The organism is Escherichia sp. WS568 (assembly GCF_046486085.1).
GTDB classification, from domain to species: Bacteria; Pseudomonadota; Gammaproteobacteria; order Enterobacterales; family Enterobacteriaceae; genus Escherichia; species Escherichia coli.
This window is the reverse complement of the sequence record NZ_JBJQMC010000006.1, coordinates 196231-214102: the sequence shown is the minus strand read 5'-3', so window position 1 is coordinate 214102 and position 17872 is coordinate 196231. Positions and strand designations below refer to the sequence as shown.

Here is a 17872-nt window from a genome sequence, read left to right as displayed (position 1 = left end):
TTTCACTCTTATTACAACGACTGATGTCGCGTCTCATGGGTCAGCAGCAGGGCGATTAACGTCAAGCCAGCCATCGCCGCCAGATATAGCCCCACCGCACCTAACCCGTAGTTAGTCTGCAACCAGGCTGCGATATACGGCGCAACGGAAGCCCCGAGAATCGACGATACGTTGTAAGAGAACGATGCTCCGGTGTAACGCACTTCTGTCGGGAACAGCTCTGGTAACAGCGCGCCCATCGGACCGAAGGTCAGCCCCATCAGACTTAACCCCAGCAGCAGGAAGGCAAAAACCAGAATCGGGTTGCCAGAACCGAGCAACGGGTTAAAGGCGAACAGCGCGAACAGGATGATCAGCGTGGTGATGATTACCATGCTTTTACGGCGACCAAAGGCATCAGCCAGTAATCCGGCGACTGGCACCATCACGCCAAAACCAATAACTGCCATCATCAGCATCCACAACACTTCGTTACGCGGCAGGCCAAGCCCAACTGGCGCGGCGGCGGTACTAAAGGTCATAGAGTAGACCGTCATGATGTAAAACAGCGTATAGGTTGCCAGCATAATGAACGTACCCAGTACGGTTACGCGAACATGTTTGGTCAGCAGCGTACCCAGCGGGATCTTCACCTGTTTTTTCGCTTTAGCGACTTTCTCAAACACCGGCGACTCATGCAGCGACACGCGAACATACAGGCCGATAATGACCAGCACCGCCGAGAAGATAAACGGCACGCGCCAGCCCCAGCTCATAAACTGCTCGTCGGTCAGTAGCCAGGAAAGCAGCAAGAAAGTGCCGTTGGCAAAGAAGAAGCCAATCGGTGCGCCCAGCTGCGGGAAGGAGCCATACAGTGCACGTTTGCGCGGTGGGGCGTTTTCAGTCGCCAGCAGCGCCGCGCCGCCCCATTCGCCGCCTAAACCCAGACCCTGACCAAATCGAGCCAGCGCCAGCAGCAGCGGGGCGAAAATACCAATCGTGGCATAGCCCGGCAGCAGACCAATCACCACGGTCGAAATCCCCATCGTTAGCAACGAGGCGACCAGCGTCGCTTTACGCCCAACGCGATCGCCAAAATGACCAAAAACGGCAGAGCCAATGGGGCGCGCGACGAAGGCGATGGCGAAGGTGGCAAGCGACTGTAGCGTTGCTGCCGTAGGATCACCCTGCGGGAAGAAGATATGCGGAAACACAATAACGGCCGCAGTGGCGTAAATGTAAAAGTCGAAGAACTCAATGGCCGTGCCAATGAGAGAGGCGACAAGGACTTTATTACGCGAGTTGATCGGCGTGTATTCTTGCTCGTGGTCGAGTGTTGTGGCTGTTGCTTGCATAATCTTTTCTTATTTTTTGGCTAACGAATAGCCATATTACGCACAGCAAAAGTGATATTTCAATGTGTAACAAATCGCGGAAATGGTCAAAAATCAGGCAAAAAGGGGATAATGTTTAGGCCAGTGATTTTTCTTCTATGAAATGCTTCACATAATTTTATAAATAGTGGATAAAACTGGTTTCAGGTTAAATAAAAGTTACCAACTGGATTTATATGCTGGGGTTATGAGTTGGAATGAAATTGTTTGCTCCTGAAGAGATGTAGTTTCAGGTGGTTATGTGCATGTCATTGCCTGGTCTCTGGCTGGCTTGTACCCCCTCACCCTAATCCTCTCCCCGAAGGGGCGAGGGGATCGACCGTGCGTTTATCAGGCATTATAAACCAATGAATTACCGCTGCGTTTTCCCCGGCATTCGCGGGTCGTCTTTATATTCGGCGGTGGCAATCCACGCCGCGCAAAACAGCGTCAAACGGGCGAAGAAGTAGAAAAATGCCATCAGCCCCAGCACGGAACCAAATGCTGCGCCAGAGGGGGATTTCATCAGCGATGGCAGGGTGTAAGTCATCACAATTTTAATCACTTCAAAACCAATAGCAGCCAGAAATGTTCCGCGAATCAGGGCTTTTTTGCGCGGACGGTGGCGCGGTAACCGCCAGAAGATCCAGAAGAAAAGCAGATAGTTGGCGAAGATGGAAATCGCCAGGCCAATCAACCGCCACGTCGGTTTCAGCCACTCAATGCTGTTCAGGTGCAGGGCGCTAATAATCATTTGCTGCGCAGAACCGGCAACCGAGGTGATAGAAAGCGTCACAATCAGCGCAATCAACAAACCAATCAGCGAAATAAAATCACGCAGATATTTTACCCAGAACTTCTCCTGATCTTGCGGCGAGCGTTCCCAGACATCGCGCGACTGGGCACGAATCGCTTCACGCAGGTTACCCATCCAGTTGATGCCGGAATAAAGTGCCACCGCCAGGCCGACAAGCCCTACAGTCGTACGCTGCTGAACGGCGGTGTTGATGGTGTTTTTCAACGTGGCGGCTAGCGTCGGATCGCTGATGTTTTGCAGAATTTTGTCGAAGATATCCTGTAGCAACATCGGATGGGAGGCCAGCACAAAGCCCCCTGCGGCAAACGACACCATCAAAATCGGGATCATCGACAAAAATGAGAAATAGGTGATAGCCGCACCAAACTGGTTACCCAGCCGATCGTTAAAGCGTTCTGTCGCGCGAATCAGGTGCGCAATAACCGGTTGGCGTTGGACTTTCTCGGCAGTAGTGGTGACGGTTTCCAGCGCCTGGCTAACTTTGCCGCCTTTCTCGCTATTATCCAACTGCTTAATCGGCTCGTGCTCCAGATCCTGGGTGGGACGTTTGATCTCGTTTTCCTGCGTCATCCGCTCTTTTGTCCTTCTGTCGTGGTCATTCTTAAAAAGTATAGTCGGTCAGTCCAGGTACTCTTTCATTACGCCAGCCAGCCACTGCATAAACAGGTTTACACGCCGGGAAAGCTCCCGACGCTGCGGATAAACCAGTGAAAGGGACAGCGGCTCGGCACGGTAGCCAGGCAACACTTCAATAAGCCGCCCGGCACGCAGGGCTTCGCGCACGGCAATGCGCGGGATCTGAATAATCCCCAGACCGGCAAGACCGGCGGCGAGATAGTTTTCGCGACTGTTTACCGTCAACATGCCGCCAGACTTAAACCACTGGACGCCATTAACGCTGGCAACCTCAAAACCTAACGGATGTACACCCAGGTGCGGTGTGTAACGCACTATTGCGTGCGAAGTCAGATCGTCGGGGCTTTGAGGATAACCAAAGCGCGTCAGATAGTGTGGACTGGCACAATTGACCACGGTCAGTTTGCCGAGGGGACGGGCGATAACGCCATCTTCCGGTAATGCGCCAGTGCGTATCACGCAATCAAAACCATCGTGAAGAATATCTACCGGACGGTCATGGCTACTCAGCTCCAGCTCAATTCCCGGATGCAGATAGAGAAATTCCGACAGGCGCGGCAGTAACAGGCTTTTCGCGATTCCTGGCGGGATGTCGATGCGTAATTTACCGCTGATACTGGTGGCATCCTGTTGAAACAGACCGTCCAGTTCGTTGAGATTACTCAACACATCTTTTGCCCGTTGATAATAGGTCATGCCTTCTGGCGTGAGTTTGACCCGCCGCGTGGTGCGCTGGAGAAGCTGGGTGCCAAGTTGATGTTCCAGTGCCTGTATCTGGCGCGAAACACTTCCCTTTGGCAAAGCAAAGAAATCCGCTGCGCGGGAAAAACTTTCCAGCTCAGCGACTTTGATGAACAACTGCATTGCGTGAATTTTATCCATTTCTTTGACCGATTGTTGTTCACAGCGAAACAGTAGCGCGCATATCGCATTGTTTATTGTTTTTTCTAACATCTAATGCCGGGTTTCACAATGTTGTCATGACGAATGTGGCGATTTCTCAGCAGGAAAAGGGCGGAATAGCTTTATGAGAAAGGTGAATTTCCCTAAACAGAACGTTTTTTTCAGCGATTCCCTTTAAAGTGAACAGAGGACGTGTTGGCTATTTGTGCTTATTTTTGTCTCATTGCCATTTGTTATTTTTGCTTGTGGTCGCGGAGTTTCATTTTTAATTGCATGCGTACTAACCATCAATATAAGGAAATCCTCAAAATTGTTTTAAATAGTGCCCTCGACATGTAATTTCAGGCGTTTAGCTGTAACTATTTATATCGGTAACTATTTTCTACGCGTCATCTCTGTAGAATGGCCACCGCCAAATGGCGAATTCTTATTTTTTCTCGCGGGTAATACCCTTCCACTACTTAAGTCTTTTTAACGTATTCAGGTGGAGATTCAGTTATGCAAATAGTCATGTTTGACAGGCAGTCAATATTTATTCATGGAATGAAAATCAGTTTACAGCAGCGTATTCCAGGAGTGAGTATTCAGGGGGCCGGTCAGGCAGACGAGTTATGGCAAAAGCTGGAAAGTTACCCTGAAGCCTTAGTTATGCTCGATGGCGATCAGGATGGTGAGTTTTGCTACTGGTTGCTGCAAAAAACCGTGGTGCAGTTTCCTGAGGTTAAGGTGTTAATTACGGCGACGGATTGCAATAAACGGTGGTTACAGGAAGTTATCCATTTTAATGTGCTGGCCATTGTGCCTCGTGATTCAACCGTTGAGACATTTGCGTTGGCGGTAAATAGTGCGGCGATGGGGATGATGTTTCTGCCGGGAGACTGGCGAACGACGCCGGAAAAGGACATTAAAGATCTCAAATCGTTAAGCGCCCGCCAGCGGGAGATTTTAACCATGTTAGCGGCGGGCGAATCAAATAAGGAGATCGGCAGGGCGCTGAATATCAGTACCGGAACGGTAAAAGCGCATCTGGAATCCCTGTATCGCCGTCTGGAAGTGAAAAATCGCACCCAGGCGGCAATGATGTTAAATATCTCCTCCTGAAGAGGATAATTTTACAGCCAGCAGGAAGTTAGCGGCTGGCTGTAAAAATATTATGGTTCACCGTACAAACCAATTAAACGGCGCACCACACCGTTAGTCCAGCCAAACCCATCCTGCAACGGATACTCGCCACCGCCGCCTTCGCGAGGGACACCATCGGCAATATGGTATTTCTCGATCAGTTTGTGCTGTTCCAGATAGAACTGATTCACCGTCTTCAGCCAGCTGCGCGCGATTTCATCACCCAGAAGGTCATCGCCATACATTTTAAATCCCTGAATCGCCATCCATTGTAACGGTGCCCAGCCGTTGGGTTTATCCCACTGTTCACCGGTTTCGTACTCGCTTGCCAGAATCCCGCCAGGTGTCAGTAATCGGCTGCGCACGGCGTTTGCCAGACGATCGGCCTGTTCATGGTTCGCCATACCGACATAGAGCGGCACAATGGCGGCAGCGGAAAACAGCGCCAGTTGCTCGCGTCGCCAGTCGTAATCGCGGTAGATACCGTTTTCATCATCCCAGAGGTAACGGTTTACCGCATCGCGACGGGCACTGGCCTTCTGGCGGAACAGTGCTTCTGTCTCTTTCTCGCCTTTCAGCGCCGAGATGTTGGCGATGGCGCTCTCCAGTTTAAACAGGAAGGCATTCAGATCGATGGGGATGAACTGGGTGGTACGAATGCTCGCCAGACGACCAGTATCACGCAGCCAACGGGAAGAGTAATCCCAACCGGAGGCCGCCCCCGCACGTAAATCGCGGTACACCTCGTTAGGCGGGCGACCAGAATGTTTCGCGGTTTCAACGTCTTCAAGCCAGGATTCGTCACGCGGCGTGTCGCGATCGTCCCAGTAACGGTTGAGCAGCGATCCGTCCGGCATCCGCACAACATGGCGATAGGCCTGATTAGGGATCAACGATTCTGCACCGTCCATCCAGAAGGCATATTCCATTTTCAGGTGGTCGAGATAGCGGCGCGCGCCGCGTACACCATCTTCTTCAAACAACTCCACCATCAGCGCAAAAACCGGTGGTTGCGAGCGGCTCAAATAATAGGTGCGGTTGCCGTTGGGGATGTGACCGTAGTTTTCGATCATCCAGGCGAAGTTATCGGCCATGCATTTCAGCAAATCTTCCCGACCACTTTCCGCCAGCCCCAGCATGGTGAAATAGGAATCCCAATAGTAGGTTTCGCTAAAACGGCCGCCCGGGACAATATATGACTGCGGCAGCGCCAGCAGAGAAGACCACGGAATGTGATCCTGCGGTTCGCGGGTTAGCACCGGCCACAGCTGGTCGATATGCTCTTTCAGGGAATTTTGCGGGTCCGATACATACTCGCTGGAGTAGACCTCCGGCAGCCAGAAGTGGTTTTCAACAAACTTGCGCAAGTCAAAATCACGATGACGGCGCACTTTACGGTAGCGGATTAAAATATCCAGCGGGTCCATTTTAGGTGCGCAGTCGGGAAAGGTTTTACTGTCGGGGAAAATTTTCGCCGACTGAACATGCTCGAACAGTTCGAGATAGCGATCGGCAGGCGTCAGCGCATCAGAGGCGGGCAGCCCTTCAATCATCTCGGGTTCCGGTTCTGCCTCGATCATCTCATCCAGTTTTAATTCATACGGGTCCAGCTCATAGCAGAGATCGACCTCGATCATCAGTTCGTCTGGATTAGGGTTTTGAATTTTCTGATTGAGCATAAGGATCCGACCTCCGAAATTCGTCGCTAATTATCGGGCTTTTCTTTAAGGGTAGTCATTCGCTCCGCCTGGTGGGCGACAAAGCGTGCGGTGGATCACGTTTATTAACCTGCCAAAAAATATAACGCACTAATATCAATGGAATTTATAAAAATACGGATTTCGTGTTGTTTTTCATTTTCAGAACATTCAATCCTGCTCTCGCCGCAATCATGATATGCCATTCCTGATCTGGGTAATAGGCACAGGCTATCTTATTGATAGTTTATATTCATGTAATTGATTGATTCCTATCAAAAAGCGTATTTCCCTGTTTTTTATGATGGCTTTGTCTCGCAGAGACGTTTGCAGCATTCTGGAAAATTTTCTGGGTCACAATAACTCACCACCGTGAGGGAAGAATAATGAAAATGGTCTCACGTATTACCGCGATCGGCCTGGCTGGCGTCGCGATTTGCTATTTAGGGTTATCTGGTTATGTGTGGTACCACGATAATAAACGCAGTAAGCAGGCCGATGTTCAGGCATCTGCTGTCAGTGAAAATAATCAGGTTTTAGGTTTTCTTCGCGAAAAAGGATGCGACTATTGCCATACGCCTTCGGCAGAATTACCCGCCTATTATTATATTCCTGGCGCGAAACAGTTGATGGATTACGACATTAAGCTTGGATATAAATCTTTTAACCTCGAGGCCGTGCGTGCGGCTCTGCTGGCTGATAAACCCGTTTCGCAAAGCGATCTGAATAAGATTGAATGGGTAATGCAGTATGAAACCATGCCACCAACGCGTTATACCGCGCTACACTGGGCGGGTAAGGTGAGTGATGAAGAGCGGGCGGAAATACTCGCCTGGATTGCAAAACAACGCGCAGAATATTACGCCAGTAATGATACTGCTCCGGAGCATCGCAATGAACCGGTGCAGCCCATCCCGCAAAAACTGCCTACCGATGCGCAAAAAGTGGCGTTGGGCTTTGCGCTGTATCACGATCCCCGTTTATCGGCTGATAGCACCATTTCATGCGCTCATTGCCATGCGTTGAATGCGGGGGGCGTCGATGGCAGAAAAACATCGATTGGTGTTGGTGGCGCAGTTGGGCCGATTAACGCGCCGACGGTATTTAACTCAGTATTTAACGTTGAGCAGTTCTGGGATGGTCGTGCGGCAACATTGCAGGATCAGGCGGGTGGACCGCCGTTGAACCCGATTGAAATGGCGTCGAAATCCTGGGACGAAATTATTGCTAAGCTGGAAAAAGATCCGCAGCTTAAAGCGCAGTTCCTCGAAGTCTATCCGCAAGGTTTCAGCGGTGAAAATATTACTGATGCCATTGCTGAATTTGAAAAAACATTAATTACGCCGGATTCCCCATTTGATAAATGGTTGCGTGGAGATGAGAATGCGCTGACGGCACAACAGAAAAAAGGCTATCAATTATTTAAAGATAATAAATGTGCAACTTGTCATGGTGGTATTATTCTCGGCGGACGTTCCTTCGAACCGTTGGGGCTGAAAAAAGACTTTAACTTTGGTGAAATTACGGCGGCGGATATTGGTCGTATGAATGTGACTAAAGAAGAGCGCGATAAATTGCGTCAGAAAGTACCCGGTTTACGTAACGTTGCACTAACGGCACCGTACTTCCATCGCGGTGATGTGCCGACGCTGGACGGGGCGGTGAAACTGATGTTGCGCTATCAGGTAGGCAAAGAGCTGCCGCAGGAGGATGTGGATGATATCGTAGCTTTCCTGCACAGTCTGAACGGGGTTTACACGCCGTATATGCAGGATAAACAATAATTAATTTAATCGCCCGAACAGGAATGTTTGGGCGATTTTTATTACGATAATAAAGTCTGTTTTTAATATTATCATGTTAAATGTTTATATTATAAAAAGTCGTTTTTCTGCTTAGGATTTTGTTATTTAAATTAAGCCTGTAATACCTTGCTTCCATTGCGGATAAATCCTACTTTTTTATTGCCTTCAAATAAATTTAAGGAGTTCGAAATGGACCAGAAGCTGTTAACGGATTTCCGCTCAGAACTACTCGATTCACGTTTTGGCGCAAAGGCCATTTCTACTATCGCGGAGTCAAAACGATTTCCGCTGCACGAAATGCGAGATGATGTTGCATTTCAGATTATCAATGATGAATTATATCTTGATGGCAACGCTCGTCAGAACCTGGCCACTTTCTGCCAGACCTGGGACGACGAAAACGTCCATAAATTGATGGATTTGTCGATCAATAAAAACTGGATCGACAAAGAAGAATATCCGCAATCTGCAGCCATCGACCTGCGTTGCGTAAACATGGTTGCCGATCTGTGGCATGCGCCTGCACCGAAAAATGGTCAGGCCGTTGGCACCAACACCATTGGTTCTTCCGAGGCCTGTATGCTCGGCGGGATGGCGATGAAATGGCGTTGGCGCAAGCGTATGGAAGCCGCAGGTAAGCCGACCAACAAACCAAACCTGGTGTGCGGTCCGGTACAAATCTGCTGGCATAAATTCGCCCGCTACTGGGATGTGGAGCTGCGTGAGATCCCTATGCGCCCCGGTCAGTTGTTTATGGACCCGAAACGCATGATTGAAGCCTGCGACGAAAACACCATCGGCGTGGTGCCGACTTTTGGCGTGACCTACACCGGTAACTATGAGTTCCCACAGCCGCTGCACGATGCGCTGGATAAATTCCAGGCCGACACCGGTATCGACATCGACATGCACATCGACGCTGCCAGCGGTGGCTTCCTGGCACCGTTCGTCGCCCCGGATATCGTCTGGGACTTCCGCCTGCCGCGTGTGAAATCGATCAGTGCTTCAGGCCATAAATTCGGTCTGGCTCCGCTGGGCTGCGGCTGGGTTATCTGGCGTGATGAAGAAGCGCTGCCGCAGGAACTGGTGTTCAACGTTGACTATCTGGGTGGTCAGATTGGGACTTTCGCCATCAACTTCTCCCGCCCGGCAGGTCAGGTGATTGCACAGTACTATGAATTCCTGCGCCTTGGCCGTGAAGGCTATACCAAAGTACAGAACGCTTCCTACCAGGTTGCTGCCTATCTGGCGGATGAAATCGCCAAACTGGGGCCGTATGAGTTCATCTGTACCGGTCGCCCGGACGAAGGCATCCCGGCGGTTTGCTTCAAACTGAAAGATGGTGAAGACCCGGGATACACCCTCTACGACCTCTCTGAACGTCTGCGCCTGCGCGGCTGGCAGGTTCCGGCCTTCACTCTCGGCGGTGAAGCCACTGACATCGTGGTGATGCGCATTATGTGTCGTCGCGGCTTCGAAATGGACTTTGCTGAACTGTTGCTGGAAGACTACAAAGCCTCCCTGAAATATCTCAGCGATCACCCGAAACTGCAGGGTATTGCCCAGCAGAACAGCTTTAAACATACCTGATAACATAACGTTGTAAAAACCGAATGCCCAACCTTTAAAAAACAGTTGGGCATTCGGTTGCTTATTAATCGCAATAATATATTGGCTGTCTATTCATCGTGTTGATAAGATATATGTTATATGAATGTTTATTCAATGTAACGGATATTCTTAATATCACTACAAGAGATTATTTGCTTACTATTAATTTCACTGCGTTCTTAAACACGCCTTTTGTATTATAAATCCAGTCATCCTGCCCGTAGATTATCATCCTGTTTTCCCGCGTCGTTTAAATTTATTTATCAATCAATTTGACTTAAGAGGGCGGCGTGCTACATTAATAAACAGTAATATGTTTATGTAATATTAAGTCAACTATGCAACCACTACATGGTAATTGTCTAATTGCGTACGCAAGACATAAATATATTCTCACCATGGTTAATGGTGAATATCGCTATTTTAATGGCGGTGATCTGGTTTTTGCGGATGCAAGCCAAATTCAAGTGGATAAGTGTGTTGAGAATTTCGTATTAGTTTCAAGAGACACGCTTTCATTATTTCTCCCGATGCTCAAGGAGGAGGCATTAAAACTTCATGCACATAAAAAAGTTCCTTCATTACTCGTTCATCACTGTACCAGAGATATTCCTGTTTTTCAGGAAGTTGCGCAACTATCGCAGAATAAGAATCTTCGCTATGCAGAAATGCTACGTAAAAGGGCATTAATCTTTGCGTTGTTATCTGTTTTTCTTGAGGATACGCAGTTTATACCGTTACTTCTGAACGTGTTGCAACCGAATATGCGAACACGAGTTTGTACGGTCATCAATAATAATATCGCCCATGAGTGGACATTAGCCCGAATTGCTAGCGAATTGTTGATGAGTCCAAGCCTGTTAAAGAAAAAATTGCGCGAAGAAGGTACGTCATATTCACAGTTGCTTACTGAGTGTAGGATGCAGCGTGCTTTACAACTTATTGTTATATATGGGGTTTCAATTAAGCGAGTTGCAGTATCCTGTGGATATCACAGCGTGTCGTATTTCATTTACGTTTTTCGAAATTATTATGGGATGACGCCCACAGAGTATCAGGAGCGATCGGCGCAGGAATTACCGAACTGTGGCCCGGCGGCAAGTATAGCTGCGCAAGGGAATTTTTACGGCACTGACCGTTCTGCGGAAGGAATAAGATTATAGAGTTTTACTCAGACATAAAAAAAACCCGGCATAGGGGACCGGGAAGAGGATAGTCTGCCGTCTCCAGACTAATAAACCGTTATAACACTCCCTGTTGGCACGGGAAACTTTGTGCTCTCAGTAAGTTAAATATAACTTTTACTGGAAATAAGATCAGCCATTTTTTTATAAACATAAGCTATACGCTGTGCGAAAATATATTCGTGTTGCATTTACTTATTGTCAATTAACTGTTATGCAAAACTACTTTGTGGATAAATTTTGGTCCTACCAAATCTGGCAGTTTTTGCGCTAAGAAACAGTCTGGCATCATTTCATTAGTATACTGAAATTGAAATAATCGCAGTAATGAAATATAAGGGATAGTCATGACTCATGTCTGCTCGGTGATCCTCGTTCGTCGTTCATTCGATATTTATCATGAACAGCAAAAAATATCGTTGCATAACGAGAGTATCCTGCTGCTGGATAAAAATTTGGCAGACGATTTTGCGTTTTGTTCACCGGATACGCGACGACTGGATATCGATGAGCTGACAGTTTGCCATTACTTACAAAATATTCGTCAGATACCACGCAATTTAGGGTTACATAGCAAAGACCGTCTGTTAATTAACCAGTCACCCCCCATGCCGCTGGTGACGGCGATTTTTGATAGTTTCAATGACCCCCGGGTCAATTCGCCGATACTGAGCAAAATGCTCTACCTTTCCTGTTTATCAATGTTTTCTCATAAGAAAGAACTGATCCCCTTACTTTTCAATAGTATCAGTACTGTTTCAGGAAAAGTTGAACGCCTTATTAGCTTTGATATCGCCAAACGTTGGTATCTGCGCGATATCGCAGAAAGAATGTATACCAGCGAGAGTCTCATCAAAAAAAAGTTGCAGGATGAAAATACCTGTTTCAGTAAAATATTACTCGCCTCCAGGATGTCGATGGCCAGACGATTACTCGAGTTACGTCAAATTCCTCTGCATACTATTGCGGAAAAATGTGGATATAGCAGTACGTCGTACTTTATAAACACATTTCGACAATATTATGGTGTAACGCCACATCAGTTTGCGCAACATTCGCCAGGTACCTTTTCCTGACATATTTTGCATTTGAATATTGGTCAGGATCTCACACCTGCTTCATGTGAAACTCTTCCCTGATGATTTCTGCCGGGCTACCGGCTAATTCTCTTTCGCAGTTTGCCAGGCGGTATAGGTATTTTCAGGAGGAAAAGACTCGGCATGTTTGGGATTATTAAGCTGACAATTCATACGATTACGGGAATGTGGGTCAGTATTGTGCTGTTCAAATTGATGACGAATGGCTGGAGTGGTTTCTACTTTCAGTGCTGTGTACTAAGCCTGGTATTCCTGACGGTTAGCTGGTTGTTGAGTGGTGAATGGTTAGCAGGAAAGAGTAAGGCTGAACCTTCACGTTCAACCTTACTCTCATTTACACGTTACGCTTTTTTAAAGCGGGCAAAGAGATGTTCCACTACAACGAAAAAGACCGGAACGAAGTAAATTGCCAGCACTGTTGCGGCAAACATCCCGCCCATCACGCCGGTACCTACCGCGTTTTGCGCGCCAGAACCGGCACCATGACTGATAACCAGCGGCAGCACGCCGAGAATAAAGGCCAGAGAGGTCATCAGGATTGGGCGTAAACGCATTCGCGCCGCTTCGATGATCGCCTCTATCGGCGTTTTCCCTTCTTTCTGCATCATCTCAACGGCAAATTCGACAATCAGGATGGCGTTTTTGGCGGAAAGCCCGATGGTGGTCAGCAAACCAACCTGGAAGTAGACGTCATTACTTAAGCCGCGTAGATCGGTGGCCAGTAATGCGCCAACGACGCCTAACGGTACAACCAACATCACCGAGAACGGAATTGACCAGCTCTCATAAAGTGCGGCGAGGGCGAGGAACACCACGACCAGTGAAATGGCATACAGCGCGGGAGCCTGATTTGAGGATAACGCTTCCTGATACGACAGTCCGGTCCATGAGTAGCCGACGCCTGCCGGAAGTTTAGCGACCAGGTCTGCCATAAATTTCATGGCGTCACCGGTACTTTTACCGGCCGCCGCTTCACCTAAAATCTCCATTGACGGGATGCCGTTGTAGCGTTCCAGTCGCGGTGAACCATAGGTCCATTCGGTAGACGAGTAGGCAGAAAGCGGTGCCATCGTGCCAGAGGCGTTGCGTACATACCATTGGTTGATGTTATCCGGCAACATACGGAACGGCGTGCCTGCCTGGACATACACTTTTTTCACCCGCCCCTGGTTGAGGAAGTCGTTCACGTAGCTGCTGCCGAAGGCGGTGGAAATTGTCTGGTTGATATCAGACAGCGCCACGCCCATAGCCTCGGCTTTCGCAGCGTTGACGTTCACTTTGAACATCGGCGTATCTTCCAGGCCGTTCGGGCGAACCCCGGTGACCTGATTCGGTGATTGCGCTGCCAGTGATAACAGCTCGTTTCGCGCCTGGGTCAGTTTTTCGTGCCCCAGGTTGCCGTTGTCCAGCAGTTCCATATCAAAACCTGACGCGGTACCCAGTTCAGCCACCGCGGGTAAGTTGAACGGGAAGACGACGGCTTTATTGATACTGCTTAACGCAATCATTGCCCGCTGAATGATCGCGGTAACCGAGTTTTCCTCACCGACACGTTCAGACCACGGTTTGAGGCTGATAAACGCCAGACCGTTGTTTTGCCCCTGGCCGCTGAAGCCAAAGCCGCCAACGGTAAACACCGACTGAACATTATCTTTCTCTTTAGTCAGATAATAATCCGTCACCTGTTGCAGCACTTTCGTGGTGTTAACCATGGTGGCACCGGAAGGTAACTGAGCGGTGGTCATAAATACCCCCTGATCCTCTTCTGGTAAGAAAGAGGTCGGCGTACGCAGGAACAGCACCGCCATCCCGGCGCAAATCAGCAGGTAGACCACCATGTAGCGACCGGTACAACGCAACAGCGAACGGGTGCTGTCGGTATAGTGCTGAGTTGATTTTTCAAACAGCGTGTTGAAGCGTGCGAACAGGGCGTTAGGTTTGTGACCGCCTTCCGGCGCGGCTTTCAGAATGGTGGCGCACAGGGCAGGGGTCAGGCTCATTGCCACAAATACTGAAAGCAGCATGGAGGAGATCAGCGTGATGGAGAACTGTCGGTAGATCTCCCCGGTTGCACCGCTCATAAAGGCCATCGGCATAAACACTGCGGAAAGAACAACGGCAATCCCGACCAGCGCACGTTGGATCTGCCTCATCGATTTATGCGTCGCTTCCTTCGGCGGTAGCTTATCTTCCGCAATGACACGCTCGACGTTCTCCACCACCACGATGGCGTCATCCACCAGTAACCCTATCGCCAGCACCATCCCGAACATAGTTAACGTGTTGATGGTGAAACCGACCGCCGACAAGATCGCAAACGTCCCGAGAATAACCACCGGTACGGCAATCGTCGGGATGATTGTGGCGCGGAAATTCTGCAAAAACAGATACATGACCAGGAAGACGAGGATGATAGCCTCAACCAGCGTTTTGAAAACTTCCTGAATAGAAATTTTGATAAACGGTGTGGTGTCGTAAGGATAAACCGTCTTCAGGCTTGCAGGGAAATAAGCCGATAAACGGTTCAGCTCCTCTTTCACCGCTCGCGAGGTATCCAGGGCGTTTGCTCCGGTAGCCAGTTTGATGGCGATCCCGGCAGCAGGTTTGCCGTTATAGCGCGCCACGGTGGAATAATCTTCCGCCCCAAGTTCGACGCGGGCGACATCACGCAGCAGCACTTGCGAACCATCTTGCTGAACTTTCAACAGGATTTTGCCAAATTCTTCCGGTGTTTGCAGACGCGTCTGCACAATGATCGAGGCGTTCAGTTGCTGGTCTGCCGCCTGTGGCATGCCACCCAGTTGACCACCGGAAATCTGGTTGTTTTGCACCTTAATCTGGGAAATAACATCGGAAGGTACCAGGTTATATTTATTGAGTTTTTGCGGGTCCAGCCAGATACGCATGGCGTACTCGGAACCAAAGAGCTGTACGCTACCAACGCCCGCGGTACGGCTTAGCGGGTCTTTGATATTAGACGCTACATAGTCCGCGATATCGTACTGGTTGAGGCTGCCGTTATCAGAAATAAATGCCGCTACCATCAGGATATTACTGCTCGACTTATCGACGCTAATCCCCTGCTGCTGCACCGCTTCAGGTAATGAAGGCATAGCGAGCTGCAGTTTATTTTGCACCTGAACCTGTGCGATATCAGGCGATGTCCCAGTCTCGAAGGTCAGAGTGATGGAGGCATTACCTGCCGCATCGCTGGTTGAAGACATGTACATCAGGCCATCAAGCCCATTCATATTTTGCTCAATCACCTGAGTGACCGAGTCTTCTACTGTTTGCGCATCGGCACCCGGATAGGTAGCGCTGATGGTAATGGTCGGTGGCGCAATCTGCGGATACTGCGCAACCGGTAAGTTCATGATCGCCAGACCACCTGCAAGCATCATAATAATGGCAAGTACCCAGGCAAAAACCGGGCGATCAATAAAATAGTTAGCCATGAAAGTCCCCTTAAGCCTGCAACGTTATTGTTTCGATTCGGTGCTGGCGTTTTCCTGGCTGGAGGAAATTGCTCGTGCTTTGATACCCGGACGAATGCGTTGCAAACCGGAAACGATCACCCGATCGCCGGCCTGCAAGCCAGAGGTGACAACCCACTGGTCGCCGATGGCTTTGCTGGCTTCAATTTCGCGTAGCTGCACGACATCGTCTTTATCCAGAATGAGTGCCGTTGCTTTACCCTGGGCGTTGTGGGTGACGCCTTCCTGCGGCACCAGTAATACATTCTGGCGGCTACCTTCATCCACTAATGCCGTGACATACATGCCAGGCAGCAAGTCACCATTTGGGTTGGGGAAAATCGCCCGTAACGTCACGGAGCCCGTGGTTTCATCTACCGTTGGGTCGGAGAATTTCAGCGTGCCAGTCTGGCTGTAACGTTTACCATTTTCCAGATTGAGCTGTACTGGCGTACTGCCCTGAACCTGTTTGATTTGCCCACTGGCGACCTCTTCTTTCATGCGCAAGAAATCCTGCACCGACTGCGTGAGATCGACATAAATCGGGTCCAGACGTTGTACGGTAACCAGCGAATCTGCCTGATTAGCGGTAACGAGTGCGCCGACGGTCACCGACGATTTCCCGCTGACGCCCGTAATCGGCGAGGTGACATTTGCGTATTGCAGGTTGATAGTCGCCTGTTCAACAGCCGCTTTGGCGATGGTGACATTGGCTTCTGCTTCATTCAACTGGGTGCGCGCGGTGTCGTAATCCTGACGGCTAACGTAGTTGGTCTTCAGCAACGATGCCTGGCGGTTAAAGGTGATGCGGGCATTGCTGGCGGTAGAGAGCGCTTTCGCCAGCGAACCTTTGGCGGAGTTCAGCTCTGCCTGTAAAGGCGCAGGATCAATCTGATACAGCGAATCGCCCTGGTTCACTTTATCGCCTTCGATAAAGTTGCGTTTAATGATAATACCGCCCACCTGGGGACGTATCTCGGCAACTTCATAAGGAACGGTTCTACCGGGCAATTCGCTCAACACATTGACCGAACCGGGGGAGAGTGTGACGACACCGACCTCAGGCGTCATGGCGGCGGCGTTTTCCGCCGATTTGTCATCGCAGGCGGTGAGCATCGCGCCGCAGAATAACAACGGTATTAACAGTTTTCTTCTTCTGTTCATTTTAGTCCCTGAAAATTCTTGAGAAATAACGGTTCTTTAAATTGCGCGCGAGGAGAGATATGAGGGATTTACAGACCAGCGGCATAGTGGGGTTGTCAGCCAGTAAGATGGGATGCAAGCACAATGATCGACATGGTGAGGTCAACGACAAAAAAAATGTTGCCGTTCTGCCAACAGTTTCTGCCAGCATTCGGGCAACGAAGGGTTCTACTGGTGGATACACATACCAGGGGAATAAAGTCGTTTTCGTCTCTCCTTCAATAATCACCGGGGGTATTGAAATCAGCATCTGCATCCCTCGTCATGCCAGCCATCAATTTCAGTTGCTTATGTCCTTACTAAAAATAAGATGTGATACCCAGGGTGACGATGTCGCTCATACGTCTTAATTTCAGCTTGTACATAATGTTGAATTTCTGAATCTTTAATGTTTGTTGCGAAATGTTGAGCGTTGACGTGATATTGCTTTCATTTTTGTTTTTCAGAATCAGTTGCATAATTTTGAACTGATTATGTGAAAAACATAGTTGTGAATTCTTATGGGGCAAGTGTTTACCATAAGTAATCTCAAGAAGATTTTTGATACTTTCTTTACGGCTGACAAAATAAATAGGCGCTTTAGCTTTTAGTTTACTGATGTGATAAGGTGCCAAAACAATAATTCTCTCGGCATCTAATTTCTCCAGAAATTTAATCGCTTCTTCATCAAGGATATGATTGTGATAGGTATCAATGATAACCTTGAAGGGTTTATTGCCTACTTTTTTGATCTCTGACAGGGAATTGATTTTTATCATTTCGTGATTATCTTTCAACTGCCAAAAGCCCTGTAAAAGAAAAGAATCTTTCGTCATGAGAAAAATCATAACTTGCTCCTTAGCCGTTATCGTTTCGAACATGTCATCCTTTTCATTATTTACATCCTTGTCCGAATCGTTGTTCAATATAGTAAACGCCTATAAGAACTTTGCCCTTCGTGAACTAATACGTCTATTAACACTAATCAATACT

The 17872-nt window shown here is 48.8% G+C and carries 13 protein-coding genes; 6 read left to right on the top strand and 7 right to left on the bottom strand.

Features of this window, described 5'->3' with window-relative positions; genetic code table 11:
* Positions 1-11 precede the first annotated feature (11 nt).
* The 3 genes from ACJHWR_RS09435 to ACJHWR_RS09425 form a co-directional block, all read right to left on the bottom strand.
* On the bottom strand, positions 12-1334 hold the full coding sequence (locus tag ACJHWR_RS09435) for an MFS transporter (protein WP_001149007.1): 1323 nt from the start codon (positions 1332-1334) through the stop codon (positions 12-14).
* 391 nt (positions 1335-1725) lie between these two features.
* Complete coding sequence (yhjD, locus tag ACJHWR_RS09430) at positions 1726-2739, bottom strand: inner membrane protein YhjD (RefSeq protein ID WP_000191259.1); 1014 nt, start codon at positions 2737-2739, stop codon at positions 1726-1728.
* A gap of 48 nt (positions 2740-2787) precedes the next feature.
* Positions 2788-3687 (bottom strand): LysR family transcriptional regulator, encoded by a 900-nt coding sequence (locus ACJHWR_RS09425; RefSeq protein ID WP_001572053.1) that lies wholly within the window; start codon positions 3685-3687, stop codon positions 2788-2790.
* A gap of 519 nt (positions 3688-4206) precedes the next feature.
* Here ACJHWR_RS09425 and ACJHWR_RS09420 point away from each other — a divergent pair.
* The gene (locus ACJHWR_RS09420; RefSeq protein WP_001167666.1) at positions 4207-4809 is read left to right on the top strand and encodes a helix-turn-helix transcriptional regulator; all 603 of its coding nucleotides are present in this window, start codon (positions 4207-4209) and stop codon (positions 4807-4809) included.
* Between the two features lie 50 nt (positions 4810-4859).
* Here ACJHWR_RS09420 and ACJHWR_RS09415 read toward each other — a convergent pair whose 3' ends face one another.
* A complete protein-coding gene (locus tag ACJHWR_RS09415) occupies positions 4860-6509 on the bottom strand; it encodes an alpha,alpha-trehalase (RefSeq protein WP_000934216.1) in 1650 nt (549 codons plus the stop codon).
* A gap of 404 nt (positions 6510-6913) precedes the next feature.
* On the opposite strand from ACJHWR_RS09415, the gene ccp reads away from it, so the two are divergent.
* The 4 genes from ccp to gadW all read left to right on the top strand — a co-directional run bounded on the left by ccp (position 6914) and on the right by gadW (position 12203).
* Complete coding sequence (ccp, locus tag ACJHWR_RS09410; protein ID WP_000784844.1) at positions 6914-8311, top strand: cytochrome c peroxidase; 1398 nt, start codon at positions 6914-6916, stop codon at positions 8309-8311.
* A 210-nt stretch (positions 8312-8521) separates the two neighbouring features.
* A complete protein-coding gene (locus ACJHWR_RS09405; protein WP_000372259.1) occupies positions 8522-9922 on the top strand; it encodes a glutamate decarboxylase in 1401 nt (466 codons plus the stop codon).
* Between the two features lie 359 nt (positions 9923-10281).
* Positions 10282-11106 (top strand): acid resistance transcriptional activator GadX, encoded by an 825-nt coding sequence (gadX, locus tag ACJHWR_RS09400; RefSeq protein WP_001182737.1) that lies wholly within the window; start codon positions 10282-10284, stop codon positions 11104-11106.
* Positions 11107-11474: 368 nt separating this feature from the next.
* Positions 11475-12203 (top strand): acid resistance transcriptional activator GadW, encoded by a 729-nt coding sequence (gene gadW, locus ACJHWR_RS09395; RefSeq protein WP_000150005.1) that lies wholly within the window; start codon positions 11475-11477, stop codon positions 12201-12203.
* Between the two features lie 362 nt (positions 12204-12565).
* Here gadW and mdtF read toward each other — a convergent pair whose 3' ends face one another.
* Together mdtF and mdtE are read right to left on the bottom strand one after the other, a co-directional pair.
* Positions 12566-15679 (bottom strand): multidrug efflux pump RND permease MdtF, encoded by a 3114-nt coding sequence (gene mdtF / locus ACJHWR_RS09390; RefSeq protein WP_000024854.1) that lies wholly within the window; start codon positions 15677-15679, stop codon positions 12566-12568.
* A 24-nt stretch (positions 15680-15703) separates the two neighbouring features.
* The gene (gene mdtE, locus ACJHWR_RS09385; protein WP_320339530.1) at positions 15704-16813 is read right to left on the bottom strand and encodes a multidrug transporter subunit MdtE; all 1110 of its coding nucleotides are present in this window, start codon (positions 16811-16813) and stop codon (positions 15704-15706) included.
* A gap of 107 nt (positions 16814-16920) precedes the next feature.
* On the opposite strand from mdtE, the gene ACJHWR_RS09380 reads away from it, so the two are divergent.
* A complete protein-coding gene (locus ACJHWR_RS09380) occupies positions 16921-17250 on the top strand; it encodes a hypothetical protein (RefSeq protein ID WP_016234986.1) in 330 nt (109 codons plus the stop codon).
* On the opposite strand, the gene gadE is transcribed toward ACJHWR_RS09380, so the two are convergent.
* The gene (gadE, locus tag ACJHWR_RS09375) at positions 17200-17727 is read right to left on the bottom strand and encodes an acid resistance transcriptional activator GadE (RefSeq protein ID WP_000576690.1); all 528 of its coding nucleotides are present in this window, start codon (positions 17725-17727) and stop codon (positions 17200-17202) included. The two genes, ACJHWR_RS09380 and gadE, sit on opposite strands and share 51 nt — an antisense overlap.
* Between the last annotated feature and the right edge of the window lie 145 nt (positions 17728-17872).

Bases quoted from the DNA above. Each gene is read 5' to 3' on its own strand.
- ACJHWR_RS09435 (WP_001149007.1), bottom strand. From the start codon at position 1,334: ATGCAAGCAACAGCCACAACACTCGACCACGAGCAAGAATACACGCCG.
- yhjD (WP_000191259.1), bottom strand. From the start codon at position 2,739: ATGACGCAGGAAAACGAGATCAAACGTCCCACCCAGGATCTGGAGCAC.
- ACJHWR_RS09425 (WP_001572053.1), bottom strand. From the start codon at position 3,687: ATGGATAAAATTCACGCAATGCAGTTGTTCATCAAAGTCGCTGAGCTG.
- ACJHWR_RS09420 (WP_001167666.1), top strand. From the start codon at position 4,207: ATGCAAATAGTCATGTTTGACAGGCAGTCAATATTTATTCATGGAATG.
- ACJHWR_RS09415 (WP_000934216.1), bottom strand. From the start codon at position 6,509: ATGCTCAATCAGAAAATTCAAAACCCTAATCCAGACGAACTGATGATC.
- ccp (WP_000784844.1), top strand. From the start codon at position 6,914: ATGAAAATGGTCTCACGTATTACCGCGATCGGCCTGGCTGGCGTCGCG.
- ACJHWR_RS09405 (WP_000372259.1), top strand. From the start codon at position 8,522: ATGGACCAGAAGCTGTTAACGGATTTCCGCTCAGAACTACTCGATTCA.
- gadX (WP_001182737.1), top strand. From the start codon at position 10,282: ATGCAACCACTACATGGTAATTGTCTAATTGCGTACGCAAGACATAAA.
- gadW (WP_000150005.1), top strand. From the start codon at position 11,475: ATGACTCATGTCTGCTCGGTGATCCTCGTTCGTCGTTCATTCGATATT.
- mdtF (WP_000024854.1), bottom strand. From the start codon at position 15,679: ATGGCTAACTATTTTATTGATCGCCCGGTTTTTGCCTGGGTACTTGCC.
- mdtE (WP_320339530.1), bottom strand. From the start codon at position 16,813: ATGCTCACCGCCTGCGATGACAAATCGGCGGAAAACGCCGCCGCCATG.
- ACJHWR_RS09380 (WP_016234986.1), top strand. From the start codon at position 16,921: ATGAGGGATTTACAGACCAGCGGCATAGTGGGGTTGTCAGCCAGTAAG.
- gadE (WP_000576690.1), bottom strand. From the start codon at position 17,727: ATGATTTTTCTCATGACGAAAGATTCTTTTCTTTTACAGGGCTTTTGG.